This is a genomic window from Clostridium sp. MT-14 (genome assembly GCF_042436595.1).
In the GTDB taxonomy this organism is placed as follows: Bacteria; Bacillota; Clostridia; order Clostridiales; family Clostridiaceae; genus Clostridium_B; species Clostridium_B aromativorans.
In genome coordinates, this window is record NZ_JBHMIY010000022.1 from 24,127 (window position 1) to 49,202 (window position 25,076).

General features: G+C 36.0%; 37 protein-coding genes and 19 tRNA genes. 50 read left to right on the forward strand and 6 right to left on the reverse strand.

The genetic code is table 11. The annotated features are described in order from the left end of the window. Positions 1-34: 34 nt before the first annotated feature. From rph to ACFHWD_RS14345, 22 genes are all read left to right on the forward strand, one after another. Positions 35-781 carry a ribonuclease PH gene (gene rph, locus ACFHWD_RS14240; protein WP_150358619.1) on the forward strand — a complete coding sequence of 249 codons (747 nt, stop codon included), beginning with the start codon at positions 35-37 and terminating at the stop codon, positions 779-781. Next, positions 778-1,392: an XTP/dITP diphosphatase gene (locus ACFHWD_RS14245; protein ID WP_190972262.1), complete on the forward strand. Its 615-nt coding sequence runs from the start codon at positions 778-780 to the stop codon at positions 1,390-1,392. The genes rph and ACFHWD_RS14245 overlap by 4 nt, the downstream gene beginning before the upstream one ends. 3 nt (positions 1,393-1,395) lie before the next feature. After that, positions 1,396-1,866, forward strand: a complete 471-nt coding sequence (locus ACFHWD_RS14250; RefSeq protein WP_150358617.1) for a metallophosphoesterase — start codon at positions 1,396-1,398, stop codon at positions 1,864-1,866. A 117-nt stretch (positions 1,867-1,983) separates the two neighbouring features. Then, positions 1,984-2,059, forward strand: a tRNA-Pro gene (locus tag ACFHWD_RS14255). A gap of 56 nt (positions 2,060-2,115) precedes the next feature. Then, positions 2,116-2,189, forward strand: a tRNA-Gly gene (locus ACFHWD_RS14260). A 5-nt stretch (positions 2,190-2,194) separates the two neighbouring features. Further along, positions 2,195-2,271 (forward strand) — tRNA-Arg (locus ACFHWD_RS14265). A gap of 4 nt (positions 2,272-2,275) precedes the next feature. Then, a tRNA-Lys gene (locus ACFHWD_RS14270) sits at positions 2,276-2,351 on the forward strand. A gap of 7 nt (positions 2,352-2,358) precedes the next feature. Beyond that, positions 2,359-2,434 (forward strand) — tRNA-His (locus ACFHWD_RS14275). Positions 2,435-2,438: 4 nt separating this feature from the next. Then, positions 2,439-2,513 (forward strand) — tRNA-Gln (locus ACFHWD_RS14280). A gap of 89 nt (positions 2,514-2,602) precedes the next feature. Further along, positions 2,603-2,678: transfer RNA gene (locus ACFHWD_RS14285), tRNA-His, on the forward strand. A gap of 4 nt (positions 2,679-2,682) precedes the next feature. Next, positions 2,683-2,757: transfer RNA gene (locus ACFHWD_RS14290), tRNA-Gln, on the forward strand. 89 nt (positions 2,758-2,846) lie between these two features. Continuing rightward, positions 2,847-2,922, forward strand: a tRNA-His gene (locus tag ACFHWD_RS14295). A 4-nt stretch (positions 2,923-2,926) separates the two neighbouring features. Beyond that, positions 2,927-3,001 (forward strand) — tRNA-Gln (locus tag ACFHWD_RS14300). A 6-nt stretch (positions 3,002-3,007) separates the two neighbouring features. Continuing rightward, a tRNA-Lys gene (locus tag ACFHWD_RS14305) sits at positions 3,008-3,083 on the forward strand. Between the two features lie 31 nt (positions 3,084-3,114). Continuing rightward, positions 3,115-3,198: transfer RNA gene (locus tag ACFHWD_RS14310), tRNA-Leu, on the forward strand. 28 nt (positions 3,199-3,226) lie between these two features. After that, a tRNA-Gly gene (locus tag ACFHWD_RS14315) sits at positions 3,227-3,301 on the forward strand. A 25-nt stretch (positions 3,302-3,326) separates the two neighbouring features. Continuing rightward, positions 3,327-3,400: transfer RNA gene (locus ACFHWD_RS14320), tRNA-Gly, on the forward strand. 7 nt (positions 3,401-3,407) lie between these two features. Next, positions 3,408-3,484, forward strand: a tRNA-Arg gene (locus ACFHWD_RS14325). 4 nt (positions 3,485-3,488) lie between these two features. Beyond that, positions 3,489-3,564, forward strand: a tRNA-Lys gene (locus tag ACFHWD_RS14330). A gap of 9 nt (positions 3,565-3,573) precedes the next feature. Beyond that, positions 3,574-3,649: transfer RNA gene (locus ACFHWD_RS14335), tRNA-Pro, on the forward strand. A gap of 72 nt (positions 3,650-3,721) precedes the next feature. Further along, positions 3,722-3,795 (forward strand) — tRNA-Gly (locus tag ACFHWD_RS14340). A gap of 27 nt (positions 3,796-3,822) precedes the next feature. Continuing rightward, positions 3,823-3,899, forward strand: a tRNA-Arg gene (locus tag ACFHWD_RS14345). A gap of 101 nt (positions 3,900-4,000) precedes the next feature. Here ACFHWD_RS14345 and ACFHWD_RS14350 read toward each other — a convergent pair. From ACFHWD_RS14350 to ACFHWD_RS14370, 5 genes are all read right to left on the reverse strand, one after another. After that, positions 4,001-5,152, reverse strand: a complete 1,152-nt coding sequence (locus ACFHWD_RS14350; protein ID WP_378062414.1) for a tyrosine-type recombinase/integrase — start codon at positions 5,150-5,152, stop codon at positions 4,001-4,003. 66 nt (positions 5,153-5,218) lie between these two features. After that, the gene (locus ACFHWD_RS14355; RefSeq protein WP_378062416.1) at positions 5,219-5,485 is read right to left on the reverse strand and encodes a hypothetical protein; all 267 of its coding nucleotides are present in this window, start codon (positions 5,483-5,485) and stop codon (positions 5,219-5,221) included. Between the two features lie 21 nt (positions 5,486-5,506). Further along, positions 5,507-5,740: a hypothetical protein gene (locus ACFHWD_RS14360; protein ID WP_378062418.1), complete on the reverse strand. Its 234-nt coding sequence runs from the start codon at positions 5,738-5,740 to the stop codon at positions 5,507-5,509. 83 nt (positions 5,741-5,823) lie between these two features. Then, on the reverse strand, positions 5,824-6,264 hold the full coding sequence (locus tag ACFHWD_RS14365; protein ID WP_378062420.1) for an ImmA/IrrE family metallo-endopeptidase: 441 nt from the start codon (positions 6,262-6,264) through the stop codon (positions 5,824-5,826). An 18-nt stretch (positions 6,265-6,282) separates the two neighbouring features. Beyond that, positions 6,283-6,921 (reverse strand): helix-turn-helix domain-containing protein, encoded by a 639-nt coding sequence (locus ACFHWD_RS14370; RefSeq protein WP_378062422.1) that lies wholly within the window; start codon positions 6,919-6,921, stop codon positions 6,283-6,285. 163 nt (positions 6,922-7,084) lie between these two features. On the opposite strand from ACFHWD_RS14370, the gene ACFHWD_RS14375 reads away from it, so the two are divergent. The 20 genes from ACFHWD_RS14375 (at position 7,085) to ACFHWD_RS14470 (ending at position 17,153) form a co-directional block, all read left to right on the forward strand. After that, positions 7,085-7,336, forward strand: a complete 252-nt coding sequence (locus tag ACFHWD_RS14375; protein ID WP_378062424.1) for a helix-turn-helix transcriptional regulator — start codon at positions 7,085-7,087, stop codon at positions 7,334-7,336. Between the two features lie 104 nt (positions 7,337-7,440). Continuing rightward, positions 7,441-7,920 carry an XRE family transcriptional regulator gene (locus ACFHWD_RS14380; RefSeq protein WP_378062426.1) on the forward strand — a complete coding sequence of 160 codons (480 nt, stop codon included), beginning with the start codon at positions 7,441-7,443 and terminating at the stop codon, positions 7,918-7,920. Positions 7,921-7,936: 16 nt separating this feature from the next. Then, positions 7,937-8,197, forward strand: coding sequence for an excisionase (locus ACFHWD_RS14385; RefSeq protein ID WP_378062428.1), 261 nt, complete (start codon positions 7,937-7,939; stop codon positions 8,195-8,197). Between the two features lie 6 nt (positions 8,198-8,203). Beyond that, positions 8,204-8,971, forward strand: coding sequence for an ORF6C domain-containing protein (locus tag ACFHWD_RS14390; RefSeq protein ID WP_378062430.1), 768 nt, complete (start codon positions 8,204-8,206; stop codon positions 8,969-8,971). Then, positions 8,968-9,375 (forward strand): hypothetical protein, encoded by a 408-nt coding sequence (locus ACFHWD_RS14395; protein ID WP_378062432.1) that lies wholly within the window; start codon positions 8,968-8,970, stop codon positions 9,373-9,375. The genes ACFHWD_RS14390 and ACFHWD_RS14395 overlap by 4 nt, the downstream gene beginning before the upstream one ends. Beyond that, positions 9,376-9,585, forward strand: a complete 210-nt coding sequence (locus ACFHWD_RS14400) for a hypothetical protein (protein WP_378062434.1) — start codon at positions 9,376-9,378, stop codon at positions 9,583-9,585. Between the two features lie 11 nt (positions 9,586-9,596). Beyond that, on the forward strand, positions 9,597-10,022 hold the full coding sequence (locus ACFHWD_RS14405) for a hypothetical protein (protein ID WP_378062436.1): 426 nt from the start codon (positions 9,597-9,599) through the stop codon (positions 10,020-10,022). A gap of 1 nt (position 10,023) precedes the next feature. Continuing rightward, complete coding sequence (locus ACFHWD_RS14410; protein ID WP_378062438.1) at positions 10,024-10,155, forward strand: aspartyl-phosphate phosphatase Spo0E family protein; 132 nt, start codon at positions 10,024-10,026, stop codon at positions 10,153-10,155. Beyond that, entirely contained in the window at positions 10,152-10,400 is a 249-nt protein-coding gene (locus ACFHWD_RS14415; RefSeq protein WP_378062440.1) for a hypothetical protein, read from the forward strand. The genes ACFHWD_RS14410 and ACFHWD_RS14415 overlap by 4 nt, the downstream gene beginning before the upstream one ends. Next, the gene (locus ACFHWD_RS14420) at positions 10,397-10,561 is read left to right on the forward strand and encodes a hypothetical protein (RefSeq protein ID WP_378062442.1); all 165 of its coding nucleotides are present in this window, start codon (positions 10,397-10,399) and stop codon (positions 10,559-10,561) included. Before ACFHWD_RS14415 ends, ACFHWD_RS14420 begins: the two co-directional genes overlap by 4 nt. 12 nt (positions 10,562-10,573) lie before the next feature. Continuing rightward, complete coding sequence (locus ACFHWD_RS14425) at positions 10,574-10,798, forward strand: hypothetical protein (RefSeq protein WP_378062444.1); 225 nt, start codon at positions 10,574-10,576, stop codon at positions 10,796-10,798. A 60-nt stretch (positions 10,799-10,858) separates the two neighbouring features. Further along, positions 10,859-11,830: a YqaJ viral recombinase family protein gene (locus tag ACFHWD_RS14430; protein ID WP_378062446.1), complete on the forward strand. Its 972-nt coding sequence runs from the start codon at positions 10,859-10,861 to the stop codon at positions 11,828-11,830. Then, positions 11,830-12,018, forward strand: a complete 189-nt coding sequence (locus ACFHWD_RS14435; RefSeq protein WP_150356045.1) for a hypothetical protein — start codon at positions 11,830-11,832, stop codon at positions 12,016-12,018. Before ACFHWD_RS14430 ends, ACFHWD_RS14435 begins: the two co-directional genes overlap by 1 nt. Before the next feature lies 1 nt (position 12,019). Continuing rightward, positions 12,020-12,886, forward strand: a complete 867-nt coding sequence (locus tag ACFHWD_RS14440; protein WP_378062448.1) for a recombinase RecT — start codon at positions 12,020-12,022, stop codon at positions 12,884-12,886. Between the two features lie 66 nt (positions 12,887-12,952). Continuing rightward, positions 12,953-13,906, forward strand: a complete 954-nt coding sequence (locus ACFHWD_RS14445) for a DnaD domain protein (protein ID WP_378062450.1) — start codon at positions 12,953-12,955, stop codon at positions 13,904-13,906. Beyond that, complete coding sequence (locus ACFHWD_RS14450; RefSeq protein WP_378062452.1) at positions 13,907-14,734, forward strand: DNA adenine methylase; 828 nt, start codon at positions 13,907-13,909, stop codon at positions 14,732-14,734. 304 nt (positions 14,735-15,038) lie between these two features. Next, a complete protein-coding gene (locus ACFHWD_RS14455; RefSeq protein ID WP_378062454.1) occupies positions 15,039-15,314 on the forward strand; it encodes a hypothetical protein in 276 nt (91 codons plus the stop codon). Positions 15,315-15,650: 336 nt separating this feature from the next. Next, positions 15,651-15,791, forward strand: coding sequence for a hypothetical protein (locus ACFHWD_RS14460; RefSeq protein ID WP_378062456.1), 141 nt, complete (start codon positions 15,651-15,653; stop codon positions 15,789-15,791). A 343-nt stretch (positions 15,792-16,134) separates the two neighbouring features. Then, complete coding sequence (locus tag ACFHWD_RS14465) at positions 16,135-16,602, forward strand: transcriptional regulator (protein WP_378062458.1); 468 nt, start codon at positions 16,135-16,137, stop codon at positions 16,600-16,602. 185 nt (positions 16,603-16,787) lie between these two features. After that, entirely contained in the window at positions 16,788-17,153 is a 366-nt protein-coding gene (locus ACFHWD_RS14470; protein ID WP_378062460.1) for a DNA-binding response regulator, read from the forward strand. A gap of 437 nt (positions 17,154-17,590) precedes the next feature. On the opposite strand, the gene ACFHWD_RS14475 is transcribed toward ACFHWD_RS14470, so the two are convergent. Next, entirely contained in the window at positions 17,591-17,791 is a 201-nt protein-coding gene (locus ACFHWD_RS14475) for a hypothetical protein (RefSeq protein ID WP_106008490.1), read from the reverse strand. A 160-nt stretch (positions 17,792-17,951) separates the two neighbouring features. Here ACFHWD_RS14475 and ACFHWD_RS14480 point away from each other — a divergent pair, with 160 nt between their 5' ends. From ACFHWD_RS14480 to ACFHWD_RS14515, 8 genes are all read left to right on the forward strand, one after another. Continuing rightward, the gene (locus tag ACFHWD_RS14480; RefSeq protein WP_378062462.1) at positions 17,952-18,095 is read left to right on the forward strand and encodes a hypothetical protein; all 144 of its coding nucleotides are present in this window, start codon (positions 17,952-17,954) and stop codon (positions 18,093-18,095) included. Between the two features lie 6 nt (positions 18,096-18,101). After that, on the forward strand, positions 18,102-18,278 hold the full coding sequence (locus tag ACFHWD_RS14485; protein ID WP_378062464.1) for a hypothetical protein: 177 nt from the start codon (positions 18,102-18,104) through the stop codon (positions 18,276-18,278). Between the two features lie 71 nt (positions 18,279-18,349). Further along, positions 18,350-19,177: a terminase small subunit gene (locus tag ACFHWD_RS14490; protein WP_378062466.1), complete on the forward strand. Its 828-nt coding sequence runs from the start codon at positions 18,350-18,352 to the stop codon at positions 19,175-19,177. Further along, entirely contained in the window at positions 19,177-20,520 is a 1,344-nt protein-coding gene (locus tag ACFHWD_RS14495) for a PBSX family phage terminase large subunit (protein ID WP_378062468.1), read from the forward strand. Before ACFHWD_RS14490 ends, ACFHWD_RS14495 begins: the two co-directional genes overlap by 1 nt. Then, on the forward strand, positions 20,520-21,962 hold the full coding sequence (locus ACFHWD_RS14500; protein ID WP_378062470.1) for a phage portal protein: 1,443 nt from the start codon (positions 20,520-20,522) through the stop codon (positions 21,960-21,962). The genes ACFHWD_RS14495 and ACFHWD_RS14500 overlap by 1 nt, the downstream gene beginning before the upstream one ends. Positions 21,963-22,013: 51 nt before the next feature. Further along, positions 22,014-22,574 (forward strand): hypothetical protein, encoded by a 561-nt coding sequence (locus ACFHWD_RS14505; protein ID WP_150356060.1) that lies wholly within the window; start codon positions 22,014-22,016, stop codon positions 22,572-22,574. A gap of 31 nt (positions 22,575-22,605) precedes the next feature. Then, a complete protein-coding gene (locus ACFHWD_RS14510; protein ID WP_378062472.1) occupies positions 22,606-24,789 on the forward strand; it encodes a hypothetical protein in 2,184 nt (727 codons plus the stop codon). Between the two features lie 13 nt (positions 24,790-24,802). Then, the gene (locus tag ACFHWD_RS14515) at positions 24,803-25,042 is read left to right on the forward strand and encodes a hypothetical protein (RefSeq protein ID WP_150356062.1); all 240 of its coding nucleotides are present in this window, start codon (positions 24,803-24,805) and stop codon (positions 25,040-25,042) included. Positions 25,043-25,076: the final 34 nt, after the last annotated feature.

Below are 25,076 nucleotides of genomic sequence, written 5' to 3' on the forward strand. Positions count from 1 at the left end.
TGATAAGATACAGTTTTGGTTTTGGAGGTAAAAAATGCGAATTGATGGTAGAAAATGTGATCAAATTAGGCCTATAAAAATAACGAGAAATTATACGAAATATGCAGAAGGATCTGTGCTTATGGAAACTGGGGATACGAAGGTAATATGTACTGCATCTATAGAGGATAAAGTTCCACCATTTTTGAAAGGAAAAGGTGAAGGTTGGATTACCTGTGAATACAATATGCTTCCCAGAGCTACTCAGGTCAGAAAAGTGAGGGATATAACCAAAGGGAGAATTGATGGAAGGACCATGGAAATACAGAGACTTATCGGCAGGGCACTCAGATCTGTAGTGGATTTAAAAGCCATAGGGGAGAAAACCATATGGATTGATTGTGATGTAATTCAGGCAGATGGTGGTACTAGAACAGCCTCTATATCTGGAGCATTTGTGTCATTGGTGGATGCTGTGAATGTGCTCCACAAAAGATCACCTTTTAAAATATATCCAATAAGAGATTTTGTAAGTGCCATAAGTGTGGGAATTGTAGATAATGAAAGAATGTTGGATTTGTGTTATATAGAGGATTCAAGAGCTAAAGTAGATATGAATATAGTGATGACAGATTCAGATGAAATTGTGGAGATACAGGGTACAGGAGAACAGAGCCCGTTTACAAAGGAGGACTTGAGAGAACTTATGATTCTGGGAGAAAAAGGAATAAAAAGTATGGTTCATGCCCAGAAAAACAGCCTGAAGATGGATTCACTGTGGATAGGGACAGGTGGCAAATAGTGAAAAAATTAGTGGTAGCCAGCAATAATTATAATAAAATAAGGGAGATTAAACAGATACTTGCCCAATACCCCCTGGAGATTTTATCTATGGGGGAAATTGGAGTGAATATAGATATCGATGAGAATGGAACTACATTCCTGGAGAATGCCTATAAGAAAGCCAAAACGGTATATGATTTTCTTGGACGAAAGTTTATGGTATTAGCAGATGATTCGGGTCTTATAGTAAAAGGATTAAACGGAGAACCAGGAGTGCATTCTGCAAGATTTGCAGGCGAACATGGGAATGATAAAAAAAATAATGAGAAACTCTTAAAACTTTTGGAGAATAAAAATAGAGAGAGTAGAAATGCAAGATTTTTGTGTACTATGGTATTGATATTGGGAGTTGATGAGGTACTTGAAGTACAGGGAGAAATAGAGGGTATAATATGTGAAGAAGAAAGGGGAAATAACAGATTTGGCTATGATCCCCTGTTTTATGTACCGGAATACAATATGACTTTTGGAGAAATGTCTGCTGAATTGAAGAACTCCATAAGTCATAGGGCGAGAGCCCTAAAAAAACTGAAAATTGAGATGGGAAAATATATTGAGAAGAAGGTATGAGATTTGCATATAGGAGTAATAAGTGATACCCACAGGGATAGAAAGTTTGTGGACAGAGTTAAAAGTATTTTTTCCGGCATGGATACAATTATTCATTTGGGGGATAATGTTCAGGATGTTTTGCAGATTGAAAAGTTTTATAGAGGACCCATTATCAATGTAAAGGGAAATTGTGATTTTTCTGTAAGTGTTCCCAGCGAAAGAGTTGAAGTCATAGGAGGCAAGAAATTTTTTATAACTCATGGTCACAGATATGATGTTAAATATGATCTTTCCAGACTAAAATATAAAGCTTTAGAGGAAGAAGCCGATGTAGTTTTATTTGGACATTCGCATGTGTCCAAGATAATTTATGAAAATGGAATATGGTTTATAAATCCAGGAAGTCCATCTGTTCCTAGAGATGGGTTTAACAGTGTGGCAGTGATAGAACTTAGTGATAAAATTATAAATCCCCAAATAAGGGGAGTATGAATAAAACAAAAAAATCTCAAATTGGGTATTGACGAATCCATATATATCGTGTAGAATAATTTATGTTGTCAAGAGTTTGAAAAAACTTCTAGTATGAATAAAGCCAATATTTTATGTCGGGGTGTGGCGCAGATGGGAGCGCGCGTGGTTTGGGACCATGAGGTCGCAGGTTCAATCCCTGTCACCCCGACCATTTGATTTCATGAAATTTTATGACAGGGATATTATCACTTAATATTAAACAATTATGCGGGTGTAACTCAATGGTAGAGTGCTAGCCTTCCAAGCTAGTTATGAGAGTTCGATTCTCTTCACCCGCTCCAAGCGTGCGTCTTTAGCTCAGTTGGATAGAGCAACGGCCTTCTAAGCCGTGGGCCGGGGGTTCGAATCCCTTAAGACGCACCAATATGCGCCATTAGCTCAGTTGGTAGAGCATCTGACTCTTAATCAGGTTGCCCGGGGTTCGAGTCCCCGATGGCGCACCAGAATATGGTGGACGTAGTTCAGCTGGTAGAGCGCCAGATTGTGGTTCTGGTTGTCGTGGGTTCGAATCCCATCGTTCACCCCAGTGTTGGGATGTAGCCAAGTGGTAAGGCAGTGGACTTTGACTCCATCATTCGTAGGTTCAAATCCTGCCATCCCAGCCATTTAATGGTGTACTAGCTCAGTTGGTAGAGCATCTGACTCTTAATCAGGTTGCCCGGGGTTCGAGTCCCCGATGGCGCACCAGAATATGGTGGACGTAGTTCAGCTGGTAGAGCGCCAGATTGTGGTTCTGGTTGTCGTGGGTTCGAATCCCATCGTTCACCCCAGTGTTGGGATGTAGCCAAGTGGTAAGGCAGTGGACTTTGACTCCATCATTCGTAGGTTCAACTCCTGCCATCCCAGCCATTTAATGGTGTACTAGCTCAGTTGGTAGAGCATCTGACTCTTAATCAGGTTGCCCGGGGTTCGAGTCCCCGATGGCGCACCAGAATATGGTGGACGTAGTTCAGCTGGTAGAGCGCCAGATTGTGGTTCTGGTTGTCGTGGGTTCGAATCCCATCGTTCACCCCAGTGTTGGGATGTAGCCAAGTGGTAAGGCAGTGGACTTTGACTCCATCATTCGTAGGTTCAAATCCTGCCATCCCAGCCATTTAATGGTTTACTAGCTCAGTTGGTAGAGCACATGACTTTTAATCATGGTGTCCGGGGTTCGATTCCCCGGTAAGCCACCATATGTTTATAATGATTTCTAATTTCATACATGCAGGTGTGGCGGAATTGGCAGACGCACTAGACTTAGGATCTAGCGCCTATGGCGTGGGGGTTCAAATCCCTTCACCTGCACCAAAATTATAGATAGGGAATTTGTTATTGTGCGGGAGTGGCTCAGTGGTAGAGCGTCACCTTGCCAAGGTGAACGTCGCGGGTTCAAATCCCGTCTTCCGCTCCAAGGGTGAAATAAAATTTAAGGATTTGCGGGTGTAACTCAATGGTAGAGTGCTAGCCTTCCAAGCTAGTTATGAGAGTTCGATTCTCTTCACCCGCTCCAGCAATACGCGTCTTTAGCTCAGTTGGATAGAGCAACGGCCTTCTAAGCCGTGGGCCGGGGGTTCGAATCCCTTAAGACGCACCAGCATGCGCCATTAGCTCAGTTGGTAGAGCATCTGACTCTTAATCAGGTTGCCCGGGGTTCGAGTCCCCGATGGCGCACCATGTAAATAGCGGGGTGTGGCGCAGATGGTAGCGCGCGTGGTTAGGGATCATGAGGTCGCAGGTTCAAGCCCTGTCACCCCGACCATTTAGGATTAATGGGGAATTTAAAAATCCCTAGTGAGCTCATATATTTGTGTGATTGCTTAGCAATGGATTTGCGGGTGTAACTCAATGGTAGAGTGCTAGCCTTCCAAGCTAGTTATGAGAGTTCGATTCTCTTCACCCGCTCCATTTGTATTTTTAAAATAAGTGCAGTTTGCACCCATAGCTCAGCTGGATAGAGTGATGGACTTCGAATCCAGAGGCCGGGAGTTCGAATCTCCCTGGGTGCACCATTAAGCATTGATAACACTAGGTTTCAGCAATTTAAAATTTGCTGATTTTTTTATTTTAACACATTTTTAACACATAAAAAAATAATGATGCTAAATGATTGTTAAAATAAATCATTTAATGTTTCTGCAGCATCAGTCTTTTGTTTAGGCATAACGTGAGTATATATATCTGCTGTAGTGGAAATACTACTATGTCCTAGGAGCTTTTGAACTGTTTCAGGCCTTGCTTTACGCTCAAATAATTTGGTAGCATATGTGTGCCTTAAACAGTGAAATTTACGATAAGGTACATTTGCCTTTTTTAATAGCCTTCTATACATTTTGGTTAAATTTCTTGCGTATATATTTTTGCCAGTGGGGGTTGCAAATACAAAATTATTATTAGTATAATCTACATTTGCGGATTTTTCTTCCTGCTGCTTTGATTTATGCTCTTCTAATATTGGAATTAATTTTGAGGGTATAGCTACAGTTCTAACACTATTTTTAGATTTAGGAATTTGTTCTATAACTTTAAATTCTCTACTTTCATCATCATTAATTAAACTAACTTGTTTGATTGCTCTCTTTACATGGACTTCTTTTTTTTCAAAATCAATGTCACTCCATTTAAGGCCTAATAATTCACCTTGTCTCAATCCAGTGCCTAATGCCATTAAAAATAGCGCTCTCAATCTATGATTAATTAATACACCTTCGAATCTATGTATTTCCTCATCTGAAAAAACTTGCACTTCTTCTTTTTTAACATCTTTTAAACCAGGAATAGTTAACCTTGCACATGGATTTCTATTAAGGTATCCTTCATCTACTGCATAATTAAAAAATTCCTTTAATAACTTGTTTAAATTTTTAATTACATTACTGCTTTTAGCGGATTTATATAATAAATTATAATATCTCTGAAGCTGTATGCTCTGGATATTGCAAAGTTTAGAACCATATATGCTATCACTCTTTACATAGTTTCTATATATACCTTCGTATCTTTCAAAAGTAGCAGGCTTTATTTTTGATTTCATAACTTCAAATAACCATAAGTGCATGAGTTTGCCTAAGGTGACATCCTGAAAATTTACATTAAGACCATTTTTTATTCCATTTAAATACTCATTTTTTTTACTTTCTGCATCTGACTTGTCCTTTCCATAAAATTGTTTTCTTATAATTTTACCATTACCGTCGCGGCCAACTACGGCAGTCATTCTATAATATTTAGTTCCATTTATTTCAATATTAGTTTTTCTGGCCATATTAATTCCTCCCTTTAATAAAAAATCAAACTAATGTTCTGATTGAAGTTAAAAAATATATAGTACTTAATGTACTGAATCAAATAGCTTATTATTTTTTCTATATTTCTTTGGCGTATATTTCAATTTATTACATATCTTCATATGTTCCAATGCTTCTCTTATACTCTTAGAGAGAATTTCTATATCTTCTTCATTCAAGGGGTTTCCAATTGAAATATATGATTCTTCCAATTCGGAAATTGCTTTATCGGCATATTTATTTATTTTATCAAGTTCTTTCTGAGTGAGAGTTTTTGTAAGTTTTTGAATATATTTTTGACTATATTCCATTTATATCATCCTTTCTAATAATTATAATTTAGAGTTATTTTTATGGGCAAATTTTCTTTTGTTAAGTATTTTAGCCTTCCAAAATAATTCACTTATTGTATCAAGCATTTCCTTTTTACCTTGTTTACTTATATTTTTATCTAATTCCAATTGTTCAATACATTTATTCATTTCTCGTATGTATTGTTTTTTATCTCTGGAAGTTACTTTGTATGGGTAATCTTCTGGTATGATAACTTTGATATTATCTTTCATAATAAAACACTCCTTAAACAGAATATTGGAACATCAGTTCTTTAAATGTTAAAAAATATAGAATTATTATTAATGTTAATTATTTATATCATATTAAATCTTAGCTTCAAGGCTTGTACCGGAATACCCTCCGCACAAGCAATTTGTACAAGAGTAAACCCCTTGTAAGGTAGTAAAATGTCTTTAGGTATGGTCATAAATGCCGCAAAAGTATTGGCCTGAATTTCTAGTTTATTAATTGAAAAAAGAGTAGTGTTACGTAAAAATGGAGTATTGGCATTAGGGTGAAATCTAATATGGCCTAATTCGTGAGCACAAGTAAAGCGGCCAGAAAAGCTGTTTTCTTCTAATTCCCGATTTATGTGTATCATTCTTTGGCGTACATATTTATTATAATAACCATTTATATTCCCCAGAGGTTCTTTTAATATCATAATATTTTCAGCCCTTGCAATTTCAAAAGGGTTGTTTGTTTTATGCTTTTTTATTAGACGGAGTACTTCTTTCTCTATAACATCCCTCAATTCCCCATTCCCCCAATTTTATTTTCTGTATTTCTTTGGAGTATATTTTTTAGCTGCCTGTTTGGCAATTCTCATTGAGTTTTCAAGGCTTATCCTTAATAATTCCCTGGTTTCATCATCCATAGGTTCGCCGTCAAACATGAGTCCATCTTGCGAATTTTCCAGCTGTTCAAGTGTTTTATTAAGGTCTTTTTTTATATCACGTTCATCCTTTTCACTTAACTTTGGTCGGGGATTATTGGTTTTGCTATCCGTGAGACCCATTAAGTAATCTAGAGAAACGTTAAAATATTCTGCTATTTTTTTCTTTATAGAATCACTAGGAATTCTCTTGCCTGATTCGTATTGAGACAATGTTGTATTAGCTATGTTAAGTGTTTTAGCCAATTCCAATTGGCTTATAGATTTTTCTTCACGTAAAATTCGTATTCTATCTCCTAATGTAGCATTTTCTGTTCTATCTGTAGTGTCTAGTAAATAATCTACAGATACATTAAAATATTTTGCGAGTAACCTTAAAGTTTCAATATCGGGCTCTCTTCTGCCTGTTTCGTAATGAGCATATGTAGCTCTGTTAATATTTAAATTTTTACTTAATTCTTCTTGTGTAAGTCCTTTTTCGATTCTAAGCTTTTTTAAATTAATTGATACGCTCATTTAGATACACCTCAATTTTATATTATCAAACAATGATACAAAAGCAAACAAATGATACAAAAAGTATAATTTTTATTAAAAACATATTGACAATGATACAAAATGGATTATAATAAAAATATAGATACAAAGTGTATCATAAATACAGAAAGGAGAAAAAGTTATGAAATACAAGCTAAAAGAACTTAGAACTAAAAAACATAAAACTCAAGAACAAATTGCTAAGGCAATAGGAATAAATCGTGCAGCATATTCGCATTATGAAAATGGATTAAGGGTTCCCAAAATTGATATAGCCATTAAGATAGCATCATATTTTCATGTTAAAGTGGAGGATATTATTTTTTTACATGAAAATGATACAATATGCCACAATGAGCAAAATAATCAAACCGATCAGAAGAAGATAGTGTAACCCCATAACTTAATTCTACCAGCAGGAAGGGACAAGTAGAACATAATTTCATACAACTTTTACCATCAAAAGTACAATTTCGCTATAGAAAGAGGTGAGAACATATGAGCAGATCAATAAGAGATACGGATACCATCTACAAAAAGGCAAGGATAAAAGCATCTGAAAGCAATGACAAGCTAAGAAGCCGAGAAGGAGCTAGTGAACTGCTGGATGTCAGTGTTGGTTCTCTTCTTAATTATGAAACTGGAGTTTGCAAGCAGATACCTGCAGATGTAGTTGTTAAAATGGCTGAAATCTACAATGCACCAGAGCTTATGAATTATTATTGTCACAGCGAATGTCCTATAGGGAAACATACAGTGCCACAAATAGAGGTACTAGAAATTGATAGGGTTACAATTCAAATTTTATCTTCACTAGAAAATATCAGTAACGTGAGAAAGGAATTATTGGATATTACATCTGATGGAGTTATCACAGAAGAGGAAAAACCTAAGTTAAAATCCATTGTGAAAGCATTAGATGAATTGTCTATAAATGCTCAAGAATTAAAGCTTTGTGTCCAGAAAAAACTGAAGTAGGGAGGAGAACTTATTTATGGAAATGAGAGCAGATGAAAATTTTAAGGAAGTAATTAAAGATGCCATTAAGGAAGCTTTGAAAGAAATTAACAAGTCTACATTGACGATAGATGAATGCAAAGAGTATTCAGGAATAGGCCGCGACAAGATTATGGAGCTTGTACATGCTGAGAATTCTGATTTTCCTTGCTTTAGGAATGGTATTAAGTTTCTAGTAAATAAAAAGAAATTGGATTTATGGCTGGAGAGAGTTGCAGAAGAAAGAAGAGTTTTATAAGGAGGGATGAAATTGAGTAACTTGATAAAAATCAATAATACAGATTTAGCGGTAAAAGAATTCATAGGAAAGAGAGTTGTAACTTTTAAAGATATTGATGATTTACATGAAAGAGCTGAAGGAACATCAAGGAAAAACTTTAATAACAATAAACATCATTTTATTAGAGGCATTGATTACTTCGAGATTCGTAAAAGCGAGGTTGGGGAAGATTTTACCCAAACATATGGATTTGATAAATTCGCTCCATCAGGATATTTGTTAACTGAATCTGGATACTTGATGTTGGTAAAATCCTTTACTGATGATCTGGCGTGGAAAGTTCAAAGAGAATTGATAAATGGTTATTTTAGAGCTAAAGAGCAAAAGCAGCTTTCACCAATGGAGCAGTTAAGACTTCAATATCAGGTTATAGAAAGCCACGAGGAAAAATTAAATGAGCTTGATACCAAAGTGAAAAATTTATCTTTAACAATGAATATAACTGATGGCCAGGCAAACACAATCCGAAAGCTGGTTAACAAAAGAGTTAAAACCCTATGCCGTGGAAATGAAAGTAATGCATATATGGATTCATCAGTAAGGAAAAGAGTGTACAGCTATATATGGAGGACTTTAAAGGATTATTTGAATGTTTCAGTTTATCATAACATTTTAAGGAAGGATTACAGCTCAGCAATTAAATATATCGACACTATCACGCTTCAAGGAGCTTTGCTTAGAGAGGTTCAAGAAATTAATCAACAGATAAATATCAAGGAGGCGGCAATATGACTGAATATACACTAGCACAGGTAATTGACAAGTTCGGGAGGAACAAAAATTTGAAATTTCAATTTGTTGAAGATGAAATATACAAAGAAAATGGAAACGGAATTGTAATTGCTTTAGATGAAGATGGCAGAGTTATAAATGAGGCAGGCAGGCCTATATTATCGAATTTTAGCTTGAGCAGCAAGTTCAGGCTGGTAAATGAGCCAGTAAGTGTGAAAGAAGCTCTTAAGGCGGCCGAAGATGGAAAAACAATTATATGTGAACTAGGAGACTTCACAGCTAAATACCATGTAGTCAATGATGGCTCGGCATTTTCAAAAATATGTGATACCCGCAAGAATGCAGACCCCGTTTCACTTCAAGAACTTCTATACGGCAAATGGTTTATAAAGGGGGATGATTAAATGTTTATTCCAGAAAAGATAAAAGGGTTTAACAAGCTAGCTAATGCAGACAAGGAACTTTTCAAAAGGTTCTGTACAAGATTTTATAATGCATGGGAGTACCCGGAGGATCATGCGCCCGTAAAAGTTCAAAGAGCTGATGGATATTTAAAAATCACGCTGAATGACGGTGACTGGCTGCATGTTCTAGGGAATGGAGATTGGTATTAGGAGGGAGAAGGATGGTATTTGAAAATCTAATGGCGCTTTGGATTGCAATAGAGAAGGAGTGCCCGCAGGAAGTTGCATTCAAGTATCTGGACAACTGTTTGGAAAACGGACCCGATTTTAAAAGGTCTCCTAAATTTAGATGGACACCTCAGGATATACAGGATGTTATGAGATTTAGAGAGCAGGGTATTAATTGGGATGAAATAGGCAGTTATTATGGGATGAAAGGTGACAGCATAATACATCTATTTTATACAAATACAGCTGGGAAGATGAGGATAGAGCATAAAAAACGTGCTTCAAAGAGTGAAATACAGGAAATGTTGAAACTAAAGGAACAAGGATGGAAGTCAAGAGAGCTGGCAGAAAAATTCAATACAAACATACACACCGTGTACAGCAGGATTTATAAGGCAAAGAAAAGAGTGGGAGCTTAATATGGAGGAATTAAAGAAAAGGTTAAATGAATGCATTGTTTTATACGGTCTGCAGGATAAAAGGACACTAGAAGTCAGCCAGCAACTTGATAAGCTGATAGTTCAGAAAATGAAGGAGGGTAAAAACAAATGAATGGATATTTGCAATGCTTGATAGACCAGTATGAGGGCAGGGCAAGAAAGGCTATAGGTGGTACAGAAAGAAGGATATACAGAGGTATATGGAACGATTTGCTGGGATTTCAAAGATATATTCAAGGGGAAGGAGTTCAAGGACCCACTATTGATGATATCCCTAAAAAGTATGTGGTAGCTGATTTCAGTGGCGATATGAATGGATTTGTAGAGTATCTTAAGAGGTTGAAGGAGGACATATGAGAGATAAAGAGTTTATGAAGCTGGAGAAGCAAAATGCAAAGCTAAAGGAACTGTTGGAGGAAAGCTTACAGCTTATAGAAGCATACAGAGAGCAGGCCAAGCACTGGAAAGGTATGTACAATCAGCTGGATCGGTACTGCAGGTATAAATATAACGATTGAGGGGGTGAGTAGATGGAATCCGTTAGGCGAAAGGCAGACAGGGTGGTTGAACTTGTACAGGATGAAAATTTAGGAATCAAGGAGGCTGTAGATAGAGTTAAATATGACCTTGATGGTGATGAACTGTATGATATGAAAACCGGTAAGACCATATGTGATATTGATACTGCTACAGATGAACAGATAAAAATTTTATTTCAGGCAAAAGAAGACCCTTTGCAGAGGGCCCAAAAATAAATATTCATTACTCTCATTCTACTAAAGAATGGGAGAAAAATCAAATAGGGAGGTTAAGCCATGGAATTAAGACTTGATTTTAATAAGCCTTTTACGATACTTGCTAAAACTAAAGATATATCCGAGCTTGGCTGGCTTAAGAGCCGTCAAGCCGGCATTGGAGGCTCTGATGCAGGAGCAATTTTGGGAATAAACAGATACAAGACACCATTTCAAGTATATATAGATAAAACACAGGAAATAACTGAGATAGGCGAACAGAGCGAAGCTGCTTACTGGGGAACTGAACTTGAGGATATGGTGGCAAAGGAATTCACTAAAAGAACAGGTAAAAGGGTTAGAAGGAGAAATGCAATACTTCAAAGCATTGAGCATCCATTTATGACTGCAAATCTGGACAGGGAAATAGTGGGCGAAAAAGCACTGCTTGAATGTAAAACAGCAAATATATTCTTGTCAAGTAGCTGGGAGAGTGAGGAGATTCCTGCAAGTTATCTGGCACAGGTTATGCATTATCTGGCTGTTACAGGTGATGAAAAGGCATATATAGCCGTGCTCATAGGTGGACAGAAGTTTATATATAAAGAAATTGAGAGGGACCAGGAACTTATAAATATAATCGTAGCCAAAGAAAAAGACTTCTGGGAAAACAACGTACTTAAGAGAGTGCCGCCCAAGTTGGATGGATCAGATGCTGCAGAGAGGTATTTAAAGGAAAGATTCAAGGACTCAACTCCAGGGACGGTTGTAAATCTAAAATCTGAATACAAAGACAAGATTAAAGATTATATTGAAATCAAAAATACCATCAAATCCCTCGAGCTTCAAGCCAAGGAAATTGAGAACAACATAAAGCTTGAAATGGGTGAGGCTGAAATAGGATATGCTCCTGACTACGAGATTAATTGGAAAAGCATAACCTCCAATAGGTTTGATAGCAAAAGATTCAAGACAGAACACCCTGAGCTATTTAAGCAGTATTTAAATGCAAGCTCATACAGAAAATTTAATATCAAGGAGGTAAAAGCGTAATGGCAAATCCGGCATTTACAGCACTTATAAATAGTTTTAATGCCCAGCTGGCAGCTATGAACAAAAATGACTTTAAAATGTACGATCCAGGTGACTGCGGGTATTTTATAGATTCAATTTATTATGACAGTGATAAAGACAAAATAATGTGTAAATTTAAAGAAGATTTTGAAGGGGATGATGAGTAATATGGCTACAAGTCAGAGCTTAAAAAAGGAACTTACAAAAAAGGAACCGGGGAAACTACCGAAGGATCCATTCAAGGCACTTGTTTATTCCGCAAGTATAAAGAAAAGATTTGAGGACATGCTCGACAAACAGGCCAATGGATTTATAACCAGCTTGCTTAACTTGAAACAGGAGAAATTAAAGGGTTGTGACAATATGACAGTTTTGGGGAGTGCCTTAAAGGCCGCCTCCTTGAAACTTCCCATAGATCCTAACTTGGGATTTGCATGGATAATACCATTTAAAAATCATGGAAAGCTGGAAGCACAGTTTCAAGTTGGATACAGGGGATTTATTCAGATGGCTCAGAGGTCAGCACAATATAAAAAGCTCAATGTAACAGAGATATATGAAGGACAGCTTAAAAGCTTCAACCCTCTCACAGAAGAATTGGAATTAGACTTGGATAATAAACAATCGGATGCAGTAATAGGATATGCAGCATACTTCAGGCTCTTAAATGGTTTTGAAAAGATGGTGTACTGGAGTAAAGAAAAAGTAACAGCGCATGCCAAGAGGTTCAGCAAGAGTTTTGGTAACGGACCATGGAAAACAGACTTTGATGCAATGGCAAGGAAAACAGTACTTAAAAATATGCTTTCAACCTGGGGAATTTTAAGTATTGACATGCAAGAAGCAATTACAAGTGACAGTAAAATAATTAAAACTAATGAGGACAACTATGAAGTATTTGACGAAGAAGCAGCGGATGAACCAGAAGTAAATGCGACAGACGTAGAATATATGGAAGCAGAGGATGAAGAAGAAAAAGGCAAGGATAGGGATCCGTATGAAGGCACACCGTTTGCAGATGATGTTGAAAGCTAAAAAATATTTTGGGCATGACTTATGTGGGCACAATGCAGCTGCCCACCCCTTAGAGGGGGATTGATTATGAACTATATAAAAGAGATTAATGCCTTCCGGAATTATTTAAGGACCAATTCTATTCCTGCAATCGCTCAGGCCCTATGGTATGCAATCATAGACTACCATAACCACAGCAATTGGGAACCATGGATTACCATAGATAATTTGCGGCTAATGGCAGACTTGGAAATCTCAAAAGGAACCCTTATAAAACATAGAAATATTCTTATACAAAATGAGCTGCTTTTATATAAGTCCATACCGAGAAAAAAGAATTCAGGTAAATATTGCCTGGTAAGTTTAGTAGAAAAGCCGGTAACTGGTGTACAAACTGGTACAAAAAATAAACCAGATAGTGAACCAGATAAACCAAATAATCAATCTGGTATAAATTTTGAACCAGTTCATGAACCAGACCTTGAACCAGAGTGTGAACCAGAGTGTGAACCAGATCGTGAACCAGTTGTGCCCGGGATGCCGCACTGTGAGCCACTTCTTGAGAGACATAAACTAAAAACTAAACTAAACAAAAAAGATAATACTACTACTCCTACTATAGAGAACCAGCCTGTGGATAATGTGGATAACTCAGGCTATGTTGATTTCTTCAACAACAACTTTGGGCATCTCATAACGCAGTTTGAGATGGAGCTTTTAGAAAGCTATGTGGAGGACGGCATGGAACCGGAGGTTATTACACTGGCACTGCAGGAGGCAGTAGAGAGCAACAAAAGAGATATACGGTATGCGAAAGCAGTACTCAACCGGTGGAAGGATAACCAACTGAATACGGTCCAGGCGGTTATGGCAGATAAAAAAGGATTCGAGCTGAAGAAGAATCAAAAAAATAAAAATAAAAGTCCCGGGAGAAGTGCACCCAATTACGGCAAAAAAGAGAGTACGTTCAACAATTTCAAGCAGAGGAATTATGATTTTGAGGATTTAGAGAAAAAGCTTCTAGGATGGGAGGATGGATAGGTGAAACTTAAAAATTTGAGTAATATAAAGTGGATTGGTGGTAAGCATGGCAAGGAAGAAAGGTACATGGAGCTTATGCCTAAACATAAAATATTTGCAGATGTTTTCTTTGGATCTGGAGCAGTTACTTTTTACAAAGAAACGGTGCAACCAGCTGATATGACAGTTGTGAATGATATAAACGATAGGCTTATAAATTACATGGCGGTTCTTAAAAATAATCCAGGAAGCCTTTATAAAGAGTGCAGTTCACTTCCGTATTCAGAAAGTCTGTATGAAAAGTGGAAATGGGAGCCATGGCCGGAGGATAAGCTCCAATCAGCAGTTAGATTTTATTATTTAATGCGTGTTTGCTTCGGAGGTGGAGGTCACAAGTACAAGAATGGTATAGGACTTTCCAAAACACAAAATAAAGCCAAGCAGTTAGCAGCTGCAACAGAGTTAATTCCTAAGATGGCGGAACTAATAAAAAACTGGAACATTCTCTGCAGGGACTTTGAGGAAGTCATACGGTTCTATGATACCAAGGATACGCTGTTCTTCCTGGACCCACCGTACTTGGGACATGAGGACATGTACTTCGGAGGATTCAAGAGGGAGGACCATATAAGGCTTAGGAAAGTACTTGAAGAAATAAAAGGTAAGGCCATGGTTTGCTATTATCCGGATCCACTGGTTGATGAATTGTATTCGGGGTGGTACCGAAATGAATATCATACGGCCAGCCAGATAAGAGTCAGAACTGATGGAGACAAGTGCCCGGTCCGGACCGAATTGATTTTAATGAATTACAGACCAGAGGTTAATGAACAGTTGAAAATAGTTTGAGGATTGGACAATAGAATAGAAAGCAGAAAGTAGTCGAATTTAAGCCGAGAACGGGGTAAATTTTAATTTAAATAGCACAAGGGTATAAATACTTGTCCAGTAAATTAAAATCCGTTTAAGAGTATCGTATGAGCGATTTAGTGTAATAGGAAAGTAGGCGAATAGTTTGAATAACCCAATAGAATTAATAGTTCCAGGAGAACCAATGGGAAAGCAGGCTTGCATAAAAGAAGCGTTAGAAATATATTGTAAAACTTTTGATATGAATATGGATGAATTATTTTAAATATTTGGGAGGAAAACATTGGAAGACTATAAATATTCCTTAGATATTATAGAACAGGAGTTAAAAAGCAAGTGGATTTGTCCGGAGATTAAATATGCGTTTAAAGCCAGTGTGGAAGCTTTGAAAAAGCAAATACCTCAAAGGCCAACTCACTTGACGGCCAAGAATGATATTAAAATTGGAAGTTTTGTATTTCACAAGGGCGCCAAGATTTATAGCTGTAAATGTAAGGAATGGGTAGGATATAAGGATCCATTTTGTAAACATTGTGGTCAAAAATTAAAGTGGGATTAGTTAGCAAAATGCTTAAAGAAAAATCCAGGGATAAAAATCCCTGGAATGAGGTTTATTACAATATAAGTTTAAACACTGGAGATTCATCATCTCCAGTGTAAAGTAAGTATCAATGCACCAAGAAAAAACATTTTAATTCATACAAACTTCTTTCAAACTTCACATAAACTTTAATATTCTAACATCTTGAGTGCATTGATATCCTTATGAAAATAGGATGTGCAGAAATCAAATTATTATTCTGGTAATTTTAGAAGTTGACAATCTTACAAAGAAATCATGAATATGAGACAAGAAAAAAGTTAGCTTAAAGAAATAATTTTAGGAGTGGTATACATGGAGAAGCTGACAGCTAGAAAGAAAGCTGAAATGACATATAATATGCTGCAGAAAAGAAGGGCAAAGAAGGCTAAATATAAAAAGAAAATGGTGGATGAGGTCGTGGCACAGAGTTTTAAAAGATGTGCCAGAAGGTAGGTGAAAAATGTGACTAAAATAATTGCAATACCTTATAAGAATTTTAAACATAAGATTAGGCTTACTAGGAAATTTAATAAATATTATCATATCGAGGATTTAGCAGAGGACTCAATTCGTGGCGTTTTGTATATGGAGAAAAAGCAGGGAGTGATGCCATGAGGATAGTGATTCATCTTGTTGTTTTGTATCTTCTGTGTATGTGTATTTTCGTTGGGATAATGGTGGTGGCTATAAGATTTAGACATAAGTAATAAATAAGTAGGAGGGATAGCTGCTGGACAAGGAGACATTTAAAAAGACAGAAGGGAAGTTATATGGCTATTTTAGAGATCTTAAGGAAATGGAGCTGCTGGAAATTGACTGCAGAGATCTTCAGGAGCAAGTCGAAAGCATTGAATGGGACATAAAACACTGTAATGTATGTGTCACTCCAGATAGCCATATGAGCCCTAGTTTTGGGGAGAAAGTACAGACAAGTCCTACAGGTGAAAGTGTGGCAGAAAAGGGAATTGTGAGAGAAATTGAGAAACTTGAGGATGAGCTTGAGTATGTGGGCAGCAAGCTCCGTAGAAACAGAGCCCGAATAAGACAGTTAAAAAGAAACATAGCTCCATTGAAAAAAGTGCTGACAGTCCCTCCACTATCAGAAGAAATTATGAAATTTATTACTTACAAATATAAGTTGAACAAGAGTGTTGGGTGGATTGCCAATGAAATGTATGGTGGGGTAAGAAGTACTGCTTACAGATGGCGGGAAGATATACTGGAGGATATCGTTAGATGGGGAAGAATGTATGGCAATAGTTGAAAAATGCTGTTGCCTTTTAAATAGCAAAAAATCGTGGGACAAAAATAGGACAAAAGTGGGACAAAGTTGGGAAAAATTTTCGGAAGGATGATATATAATATAAATGAAATTTGAAGAATTCAATTTGGTAAAAGTAAAATATGTCCCCTTTTATGGTTTGGGTGAACTATATTTTTTTTAGGAGAGTGAGGGGTTTGAAGGCTGTTATAGATAAAGAACAGGTTAAAAATTTGTATAATGCAGGATTTACGGATTCTGAGATTGCCAGAAAATTAAATTGTAAAAAGGATACCGTCAAGAAGTGTATCCAGAGGAATTTTGGAAGTTTGAAAATAAAACATCAAGTTGCACTGATCCGCAGGCGTGAAGTGTTGAAAGCGGTAAACTATCAGGCGAACAGATATATGGGAGACAGTACTTTTGTAAAAAAGAACAGATCCATATATAAAACCAGACCTAATGGAGATATAGCATTGAACAAAGATGTTGCTCCGGTTGTTACCTGGGACACGCCAAGAAGACTGGCAAATGAATATAAAGATAGATTTTAATACCCTCAATAAACCTGTGGCTCCAGGGTTAAATGGGGCCTCCAATATGGTTTATATGCCATAAATATAATTCCTATATCTTGTAAAAGACACCTGGCTTTTAGTTGGGTGTCTTTAAAAATTCATAATATTTATAAATAGTTAATTAATACGACACTAAGTTGTCACAAATACCATATATACTTATAAGTGTCCTAAGGAAATAGATGATAGTGAAAAAGGTTCTTCATAAAGTTTAATTCCCTAAATAAATAGTTTTTAAATATTGTCCCCTTTAAAAATAATAATAAGTGTCTGCGGTTGCAGGGCACGTTAAACTTAAATGCAACCACTAATAGACTCTTTATAAAATGGACTCCTTTAAGAAAGATATGATGTAAAATAGGCACCTGTTATTTAGGGTGCTTATTTTGCGTGACTCAAACTTTTTATTATATTTATTGATTTTTGTGTTGACTTAATCCAGAAGCTATTTTTTCGCATTCTACAAGACAATTAGTAATCTGAGTTAATTGATTGTTTATTTGCTTTTTAATATTAGAATTTTCAACCTCATTTGCAGCCATCTGGAGACAGTGCTGGGTACTTTTTAATGATTCCTTTACTTTATGAATGTTATCTCTTGCTTGTGAATTCATTAATTGAATCCTCCTTTACTACCGTGTTTAATTAATATTATTTACAATATGGTAAATATGATACTAGGATTTTTATGAATTGATTTATGAATCTCATTTTATAAATTAAATGAAAGTGAATCGGAAATAATGAATTGTTGGGAGGAAGTAGGCAATAGGTATGGAAAAAGAAAAGCTCAAGAAGAAAAAATTAAATAAGGATAAACCAGGGAGAGGCGAAGACCTCTCCTTTTGTGATATAGAAAAACTTATGCATCACGACTGCTACCGGAGGGTCAAAGGTGCTATTAGGAGGGTGAGGTAGATTATAATGATGAAAAAGATATTAATGTTTTTATTTAATAAAAGTCAAAGCAGAATTGAGATATGGATGCTTATTGCCGTACTTATATTATTCATGAACGGCAGAATAGTACAGGGAATAGTTGCGTTACTAGGTGGAAGCCTGATAATTGCTTTAACAGAGGTATATTTGAAAATAAAATAGTTAGCAGGATTATCTAACAAGATTCTTTTTTATTCTAAAATAAATGATAGGCAGGTGGTGACAATGTAGACATGCCGAGACAGAGAAGCCCGAACCGGGACAAAGCATTTGAGATTTACAAAAAACACAATGGAAATATTGATTTAGTAAAAATAGCAGAGATATTGAATCTTTCACCTGGCACCATAAGAGGGTGGAAGAATAAAGATAAATGGGACAGTAAATTGAATGGAACGCTCCAAAAGAATACGGAACGTTCCAAACGGAAAAAGAATAAGGTAAATAAAGAGCCAGAGCTTGAAGAAGTTACCGAAATATTAAATTCGGGACTCACCGACAAGCAAAGGCTCTTTTGCATTTATTATATTAAATGCTTCAATGCCACCAAGGCGTACCAAAAAGCATATGAATGTGACTATATAATTGCCAATACCAATGGACCTCGGTTGCTTGTAAATGCTCGTATAAAAGAGGAAATACGGAAGCTGAAAGAAGGTAAGCTCAACAGGGCAATGATTAGCCCGGATGATATATTTCAGAGGTATTTAGATATAGCGTTTGCCTGTATAACTGATTATGTTTCCTTTGGGCAGAGGTCTTATAAGGTCAAGGATAAGAAAGGCAAAGAGAGGACAGTCGTGTACAACTATGTTGACCTCAACAATTCAAATGAAGTGGATGGCAGCCTTGTAAGCGAAATCAAACAGGGTAAAGATGGCGTGAGTATAAAGCTACATGACGCAATGAAAGCCCTTGACTGGCTGTCAAAACACATGGATATTGCGACAGAGGAACAGAAATTGAGGATTGAGAAGTTGAGATGTGAGGTTGATAAAGTCAAGAATCCTGACAAAGATAAGCCAATAGAAATTATGATAAAGAGAAAAAGTGATGAATAATGCTTATAGAAAAAGAAGTAAATCCAAGTTTTGAAGATTTTATTTTCAACTGGGATTATAAATTCTATTTTTTAGTTGGAGGTTATGGATCATCAAAGAGTTATCATGTGGCCTTGAAATTAATACTTAAATTGCTCCAGGAGAAAAGAACTGCTTTAGTAGTCAGAGAAGTATTTGACACCATAAGGGACAGCTGCTATTCACTTCTAGAGGAAATAGTAACTGATATGGAACTTGAGGATAGAATTAAGTTCACAGCCTCGCCAATGCAGGTTAAGTTCCCGAATGGTTCCAAGATAATATTTAAAGGTATGGATAAGCCCTCAAAACTAAAATCTATAAATAATGTTTCTATAGTATGGATAGAGGAATGTTCAGAGGTAAAATATGCAGGATTTAAGGAACTTCTAGGGCGTTTGAGGCATCCAAGCCTATCATTGCATATGATACTTTCAACCAATCCTGTGAGCAAGGGTAATTGGACATACAAGCACTTCTTCAAAGATGAAAAGAAGAAAATATTCACACTTGATGATGAGGAACTCTATAAAAAAAGAATAGTTATAAGAAACAACACATATTATCATCATTCTTTGGCAGATGATAATTTATTTTTGCCCAAAAGCTATATACAGCAGCTTGATGAACTGAAAGCATATGACCCTGATTTATACAGAATAGCCAGGAGAGGCAGATTTGGAGTAAATGGCAGGAGGGTACTTCCTCAATTTGAAGTTGCTCCACACTATGCGGTACTTGAGGCTATAGGGAATATAAAAAATCCAATCAGGAGAGTTGGCATGGATTTTGGTTTTGAAACTTCATACAATGCTATCGTAAGAATGTGTATTGATGATGATAAAAAGATACTTTATATCTGCTGGGAGTATTATAAAAATCAAATGACAGACGATAGAACCGCTGTTGAAATATCAGAATTTAAAGATACACAGGAGCAAATCAATGCAGATTCGGCTGAGCCTAAGACAATTAAATATTACAAGCAGCAAGGATTTAACATTAGAGGAGCCAAAAAGTTTCAGGGGTCCAGGCTGCAGAACACCAAGAAGGTAAAGAGATTTAAGAAAATAATATGTTCCTCTAATTGTACCAATACTATAGCAGAATTAAAGGATCTCACTTATGCTGTTGATAAAAATGGTGAAATCATAGAGGATGAATTTAATATTGATCCACATACATTTAGTGCCATATGGTATGGCCTTGATGGGTATGAGGTTGCTGATATCAAAGAGAAAAAATATGCAGACAGTGTTTATAGCAAAGGCAGAGGGCTTAAAAGCAATATTTATCATAGGAGGAAAGGGGGTGCCGTATTCTAATGAATATAAAACAGCAACTATTAAAACTAACAGATATGCAGCTCAAAGAAAGAAAGCAGTGTAAGAATGATTATTTCTATTACAAGGGAAAATGTCAGGATGAACAGCTGGCAATAAGCGATCCAGATACCATTGGGCAGTCCTGGACAATTAATGATAATTTGGATTATGTACCTGCTCAGGATATAAGAAATAAAGTGGGCCCACTGCTCCGAAAGCAGGCAAGATTTATGTTCAGTGTGCCTCCGGACATTTTATTCAAGCCTTATGATACAAAGGACAAAGATAAATGTGAGGAATTAAGACAGTTTATAGATAAAATTTTGGCAGATAATAGCTTTTGGAGTGATACTCTAAAGGCTTTTTTAGACTGCACTGTCAGAAGAAGAGTGCTTCTAAGGATTGAAGCCAATCCAGAGCAGCCGATAAATATTTTTTACAACTCTATTAATGATTTTACCTATAGAACTACCTCAAGCAATTATAAAAAGCTTCAGGAGATTATTCTTGTAGTTAAAGAGCCTGATACAGCAGATTTAGAGCAGGATAAACAGATATGGTATAGACATACCTATACTCTGAATGGAGGTACCTGTGTCCATAATATAGAGATATTTTCAGGAGGGAACTTTGATACTCCTATATCCACAGAAACAGTGGATACAAAGTTGGATAAGCTTCCTGCATGGGTAGTATTGAATGATGCCATGCTTGGAGATATACATGGGCAAAGTGATGTAACAGGTCTTAGAGATGCGCAGAACAGTTATAACAGAAAAGTTTCAGATTATGCTGATGCATTGAGGTTCAATATGTTCGGAGAGCGTGTAATCATAGATGCTGATGAAAGCAGTGTGAACAACTGCAAGGTTGCACCGGGTGCAATAATACCATTGAAAAGTATAGATGAGCATACAGCGGATGCAAAAAGGCTTGAGAGTTCGTTTACTTCAGCTGAACCCGCGGAGAAGTTTCTTGACAGGGCTGAAAAAGATATGTATGAGATGCTGGACATGCCAAGGCAGGAAGAACTGAAAAATGTTCCATCAGCCAAAGCTTTGAAGTACTTGTATAATGACTTGATAGCCAGGTGCAATGAAAAATGGAATACATGGGAGCCAATTATAAAAGATTTGATAAGGCTTATTATTGAGTGCTGTAGTAAGTTTAATTGTTATAAGGACTGGAACCATGAATGGGATGACTTGGAATTTAACATTGTATTCAATCATAATTTCCCCATACCTGAAGATATAGACGATAAAAAGACATTGGCCATGCAAGAAGTTCAGAGTAATGTAAGGAGTCACAAGTCCTATATCAAAGATTTCTCTAATACAGAGGATGTTGATGGGGAGATGGATGAAATAATCAAGGATATAGCGGATATAACAGCGGCAGAAAATGAACAAATAGTTCCAAACACTGACAATATTCCTTAAAATATGGTACAATATGCATAAATAGTATCATCTTGATAGGGAGAGATTCTTATGATTGAGTGGATATATTATGTTGTAGGACTCATATTTCTGGTATTGTTTATATTATCTATTATGACTAAACCAATACTTTTTAGGGAGAAGTGGCAAGCAGGATTAGGATATGGAATATATGCTGTTTTGTATTTAGGATTATTTTTCTTAATGTTCTTTGGAGAATATAATGTAACAGCAAATAATGTAAATACTACTGATGTTAAAACATCTAATGTATCTGTAAAAGGACCAGTGGTGGCAATTGAACCTAGAAGTGTAAAAAAGTCTACGTTTCAAGATATTCCAGTTCAAGAAGTCAAGGAAATACCTGTTCAAAAAATTGATGTTACTCCAGTACAGAATGCTAGTTCAAATACAACAACTACTACGAGCAGTGGGAATCAATATGTGGATGCAAGTGGAAAAGGGACAATTATAGGTGACACTGACAGTAAGATATATCACCTGCCTGGAGATCCATATTATGAAAAAGAGATGCAAAAAACCAGCAATAATGTTTATTTTAAGACAGCCGCAGAGGCAGAATCAGCAGGGTACAGAGCAATAAAACAGTAATTTTTTATAGCACATCAAGTGCTATTTTTTTATGTTTAGAATTTGGAACGGTGGTACTATGAATAAATATGAAAAATTAATTGAAGATTCCAGAAAAAAACAATCCAAATTGACCTTAAATCAATACAAAAAGATAAGAGATTTATATAGAGATGTTGCCAAAAGTCTGGAGACAAAAGCAAATAAAGCGAAAAAGGGTAGCCTCACAGAGAGATGGGCAAAAGATTATAAAAAAGCTGTAAGAACACAGATTAAGCAAATGAATTCAGTGCTTAAAAATATTGTATCTGAGAATATAGAAAAGAGTGCTGAAAATGCCACTGATATACAGCTGAACTTCTTTGAACAGATCAATGTAGAGAATGGTCTGGGGATGAGCGAATCTTTTAAAAATATGTTTTCTAGTGTTCCTAATGATGTACTGAAGGATATTGTATCAGGAGACTTTTATAAAGATGGCAAAGGGCTTTCTCAAAGACTATGGTTTAATGGCAATAAAGTAAATGGGGACATTGATAGGATAATTCAAAAGGGTATAGCAGAAAAGAAGAGCGCTTATGAATTAGCTCAAGATCTCCAGACATATGTAAATCCGAATTCTAAAAAAGATTGGGACTGGAAAAAAGTTTACCCTAATGTGGCTAAAACAATAGATTATAATGCCCAGAGACTTGCAAGAACCTCCATAAGCCATGCTTACACATTATCAATGCTTAAAAGTTGTGAGAAAAATCCTTTTGTCAATAAAGTAAAATGGCACAGCGTATTTGCCCCAGGTAGGACATGTCCTCTTTGCAAAGAAAGAGATGGACAAGAGTATTTGCTTAAAAATTGCCCAATGGATCATCCGAATGGTTTGTGCTATCAAGAACCTTTGTTGGATGATAGTTTGGAGAATATAGGTTCCAGACTTAATAGCTGGGTAAAAGGTGGCAATGATCCAGCGCTGGATTCCTGGTATGATAAATATGGCAATTATTTCAGTGGAGAGAGTAAAATAGGTATTAAAAGTACAGCAAATAATGGTATAAAAACAATAGAAGATGCGAAGAAAGTACTTATAAATGAAGTAGGCTTTACAGAGGTTGAAGATAGTTTTATGGAAAATGTCGACCCAGAATTAATAATAAACAATACAAGACAATTAGAAAAATTAGAGAATAAATATGGTGTAATTCATGATTCTGTAAATACTACTATATGCTCATCAAGCAGAGGTGGCAATGCAATTGCTTATGTAGCAAACGAAGCAACGAATCCGACCAGACAAAATCTATCTTTGTGTCCAGATGATTACAGTAATTTTAATAAATTAATAAAATATGAGAAAACAGCGACAGAGAAGGGTTATTTTATGCCAAGGGCACTAACTAATGAAGAATTATCTATAAGTACCGTTACACATGAATATGGGCATATGCTTCAAAATAAATTAATAGAGGATGAAATGAGGGCTAAAGGCTGGATACCTGACAAGCCTATGCAATTTATAAACACAAAGAGAAAGACTTCAAAAGCAGTGCTTAAATGGTATACCGATATTGAAATGAAGGTTAAAAAGCGTTGTTATGACGAAATAATTGATATCGCAAAGAAAAATAATCCTAAATTTGATTTTAATAGTAACATATCAAGATACGGTAGGGAAAGTTATGGGGAGTTTTTTGCAGAAGTATTTATGAATGCAGAACTCTCAAAGCCTAATGAGTTAGGGTTAGCTATGAGAAAATGGCTAAAATCATTTAAAGACATGAGAAATAAAACTATAGCAAAAGACAAAGGAGCAATAAGAGGGGCATTGACGGGTAAAAATGATCCTGATAATAAATTAAGAGAAAAACATGCTGAACAATACTATAAATCAGTGAGAAATAGAGATAAGAATTTAGAGATAGAAACAATATCTAAAAATACTGGAATTGATGTCAAATCAATAGAAAAAGTTTATAATCATGTGTTTATAAATAAATATGATTTATATGGAGGGCATAGAAATTTTGATGCTGATTATGATATGTCACAGTCATGGCAAAGACTTAGAGAAGGAAAAAGTATTCAAGAACATGACATAATAATGTTAAAACATGAAAGACTTGAATATGAGCTGATGAACAGATATAATAAAAATTATAAGGAAGCCCATAAATTAGCTGAAAGTAAATATAACTACGATAAGGCGCTAATTAAATACTTAAAGGAAAATAATTTAGATTGAGGAGGGATGGGTATTGGTAACTATAAAATTAATAGAATTGACGGATGATAGAGTGATATATGAGTATTTCCCGGAGGATAACCAAAAACATCCTGGGAAAGTAGCACTAGATTTAAAAACCAAAGAAAGATTATTTCTAAAGGATTCAACAGAAGATTTTGGGAAAAGATATGCTGCACATGCTATTAAAAGAATTGAGGAATATGCTTCAAAAAAGGATTTTAAAGACAATGATCTTGTAGCGTGGTATTAAAAAGCACTTACTAAGTGAAAATAGTAGGTGCTTT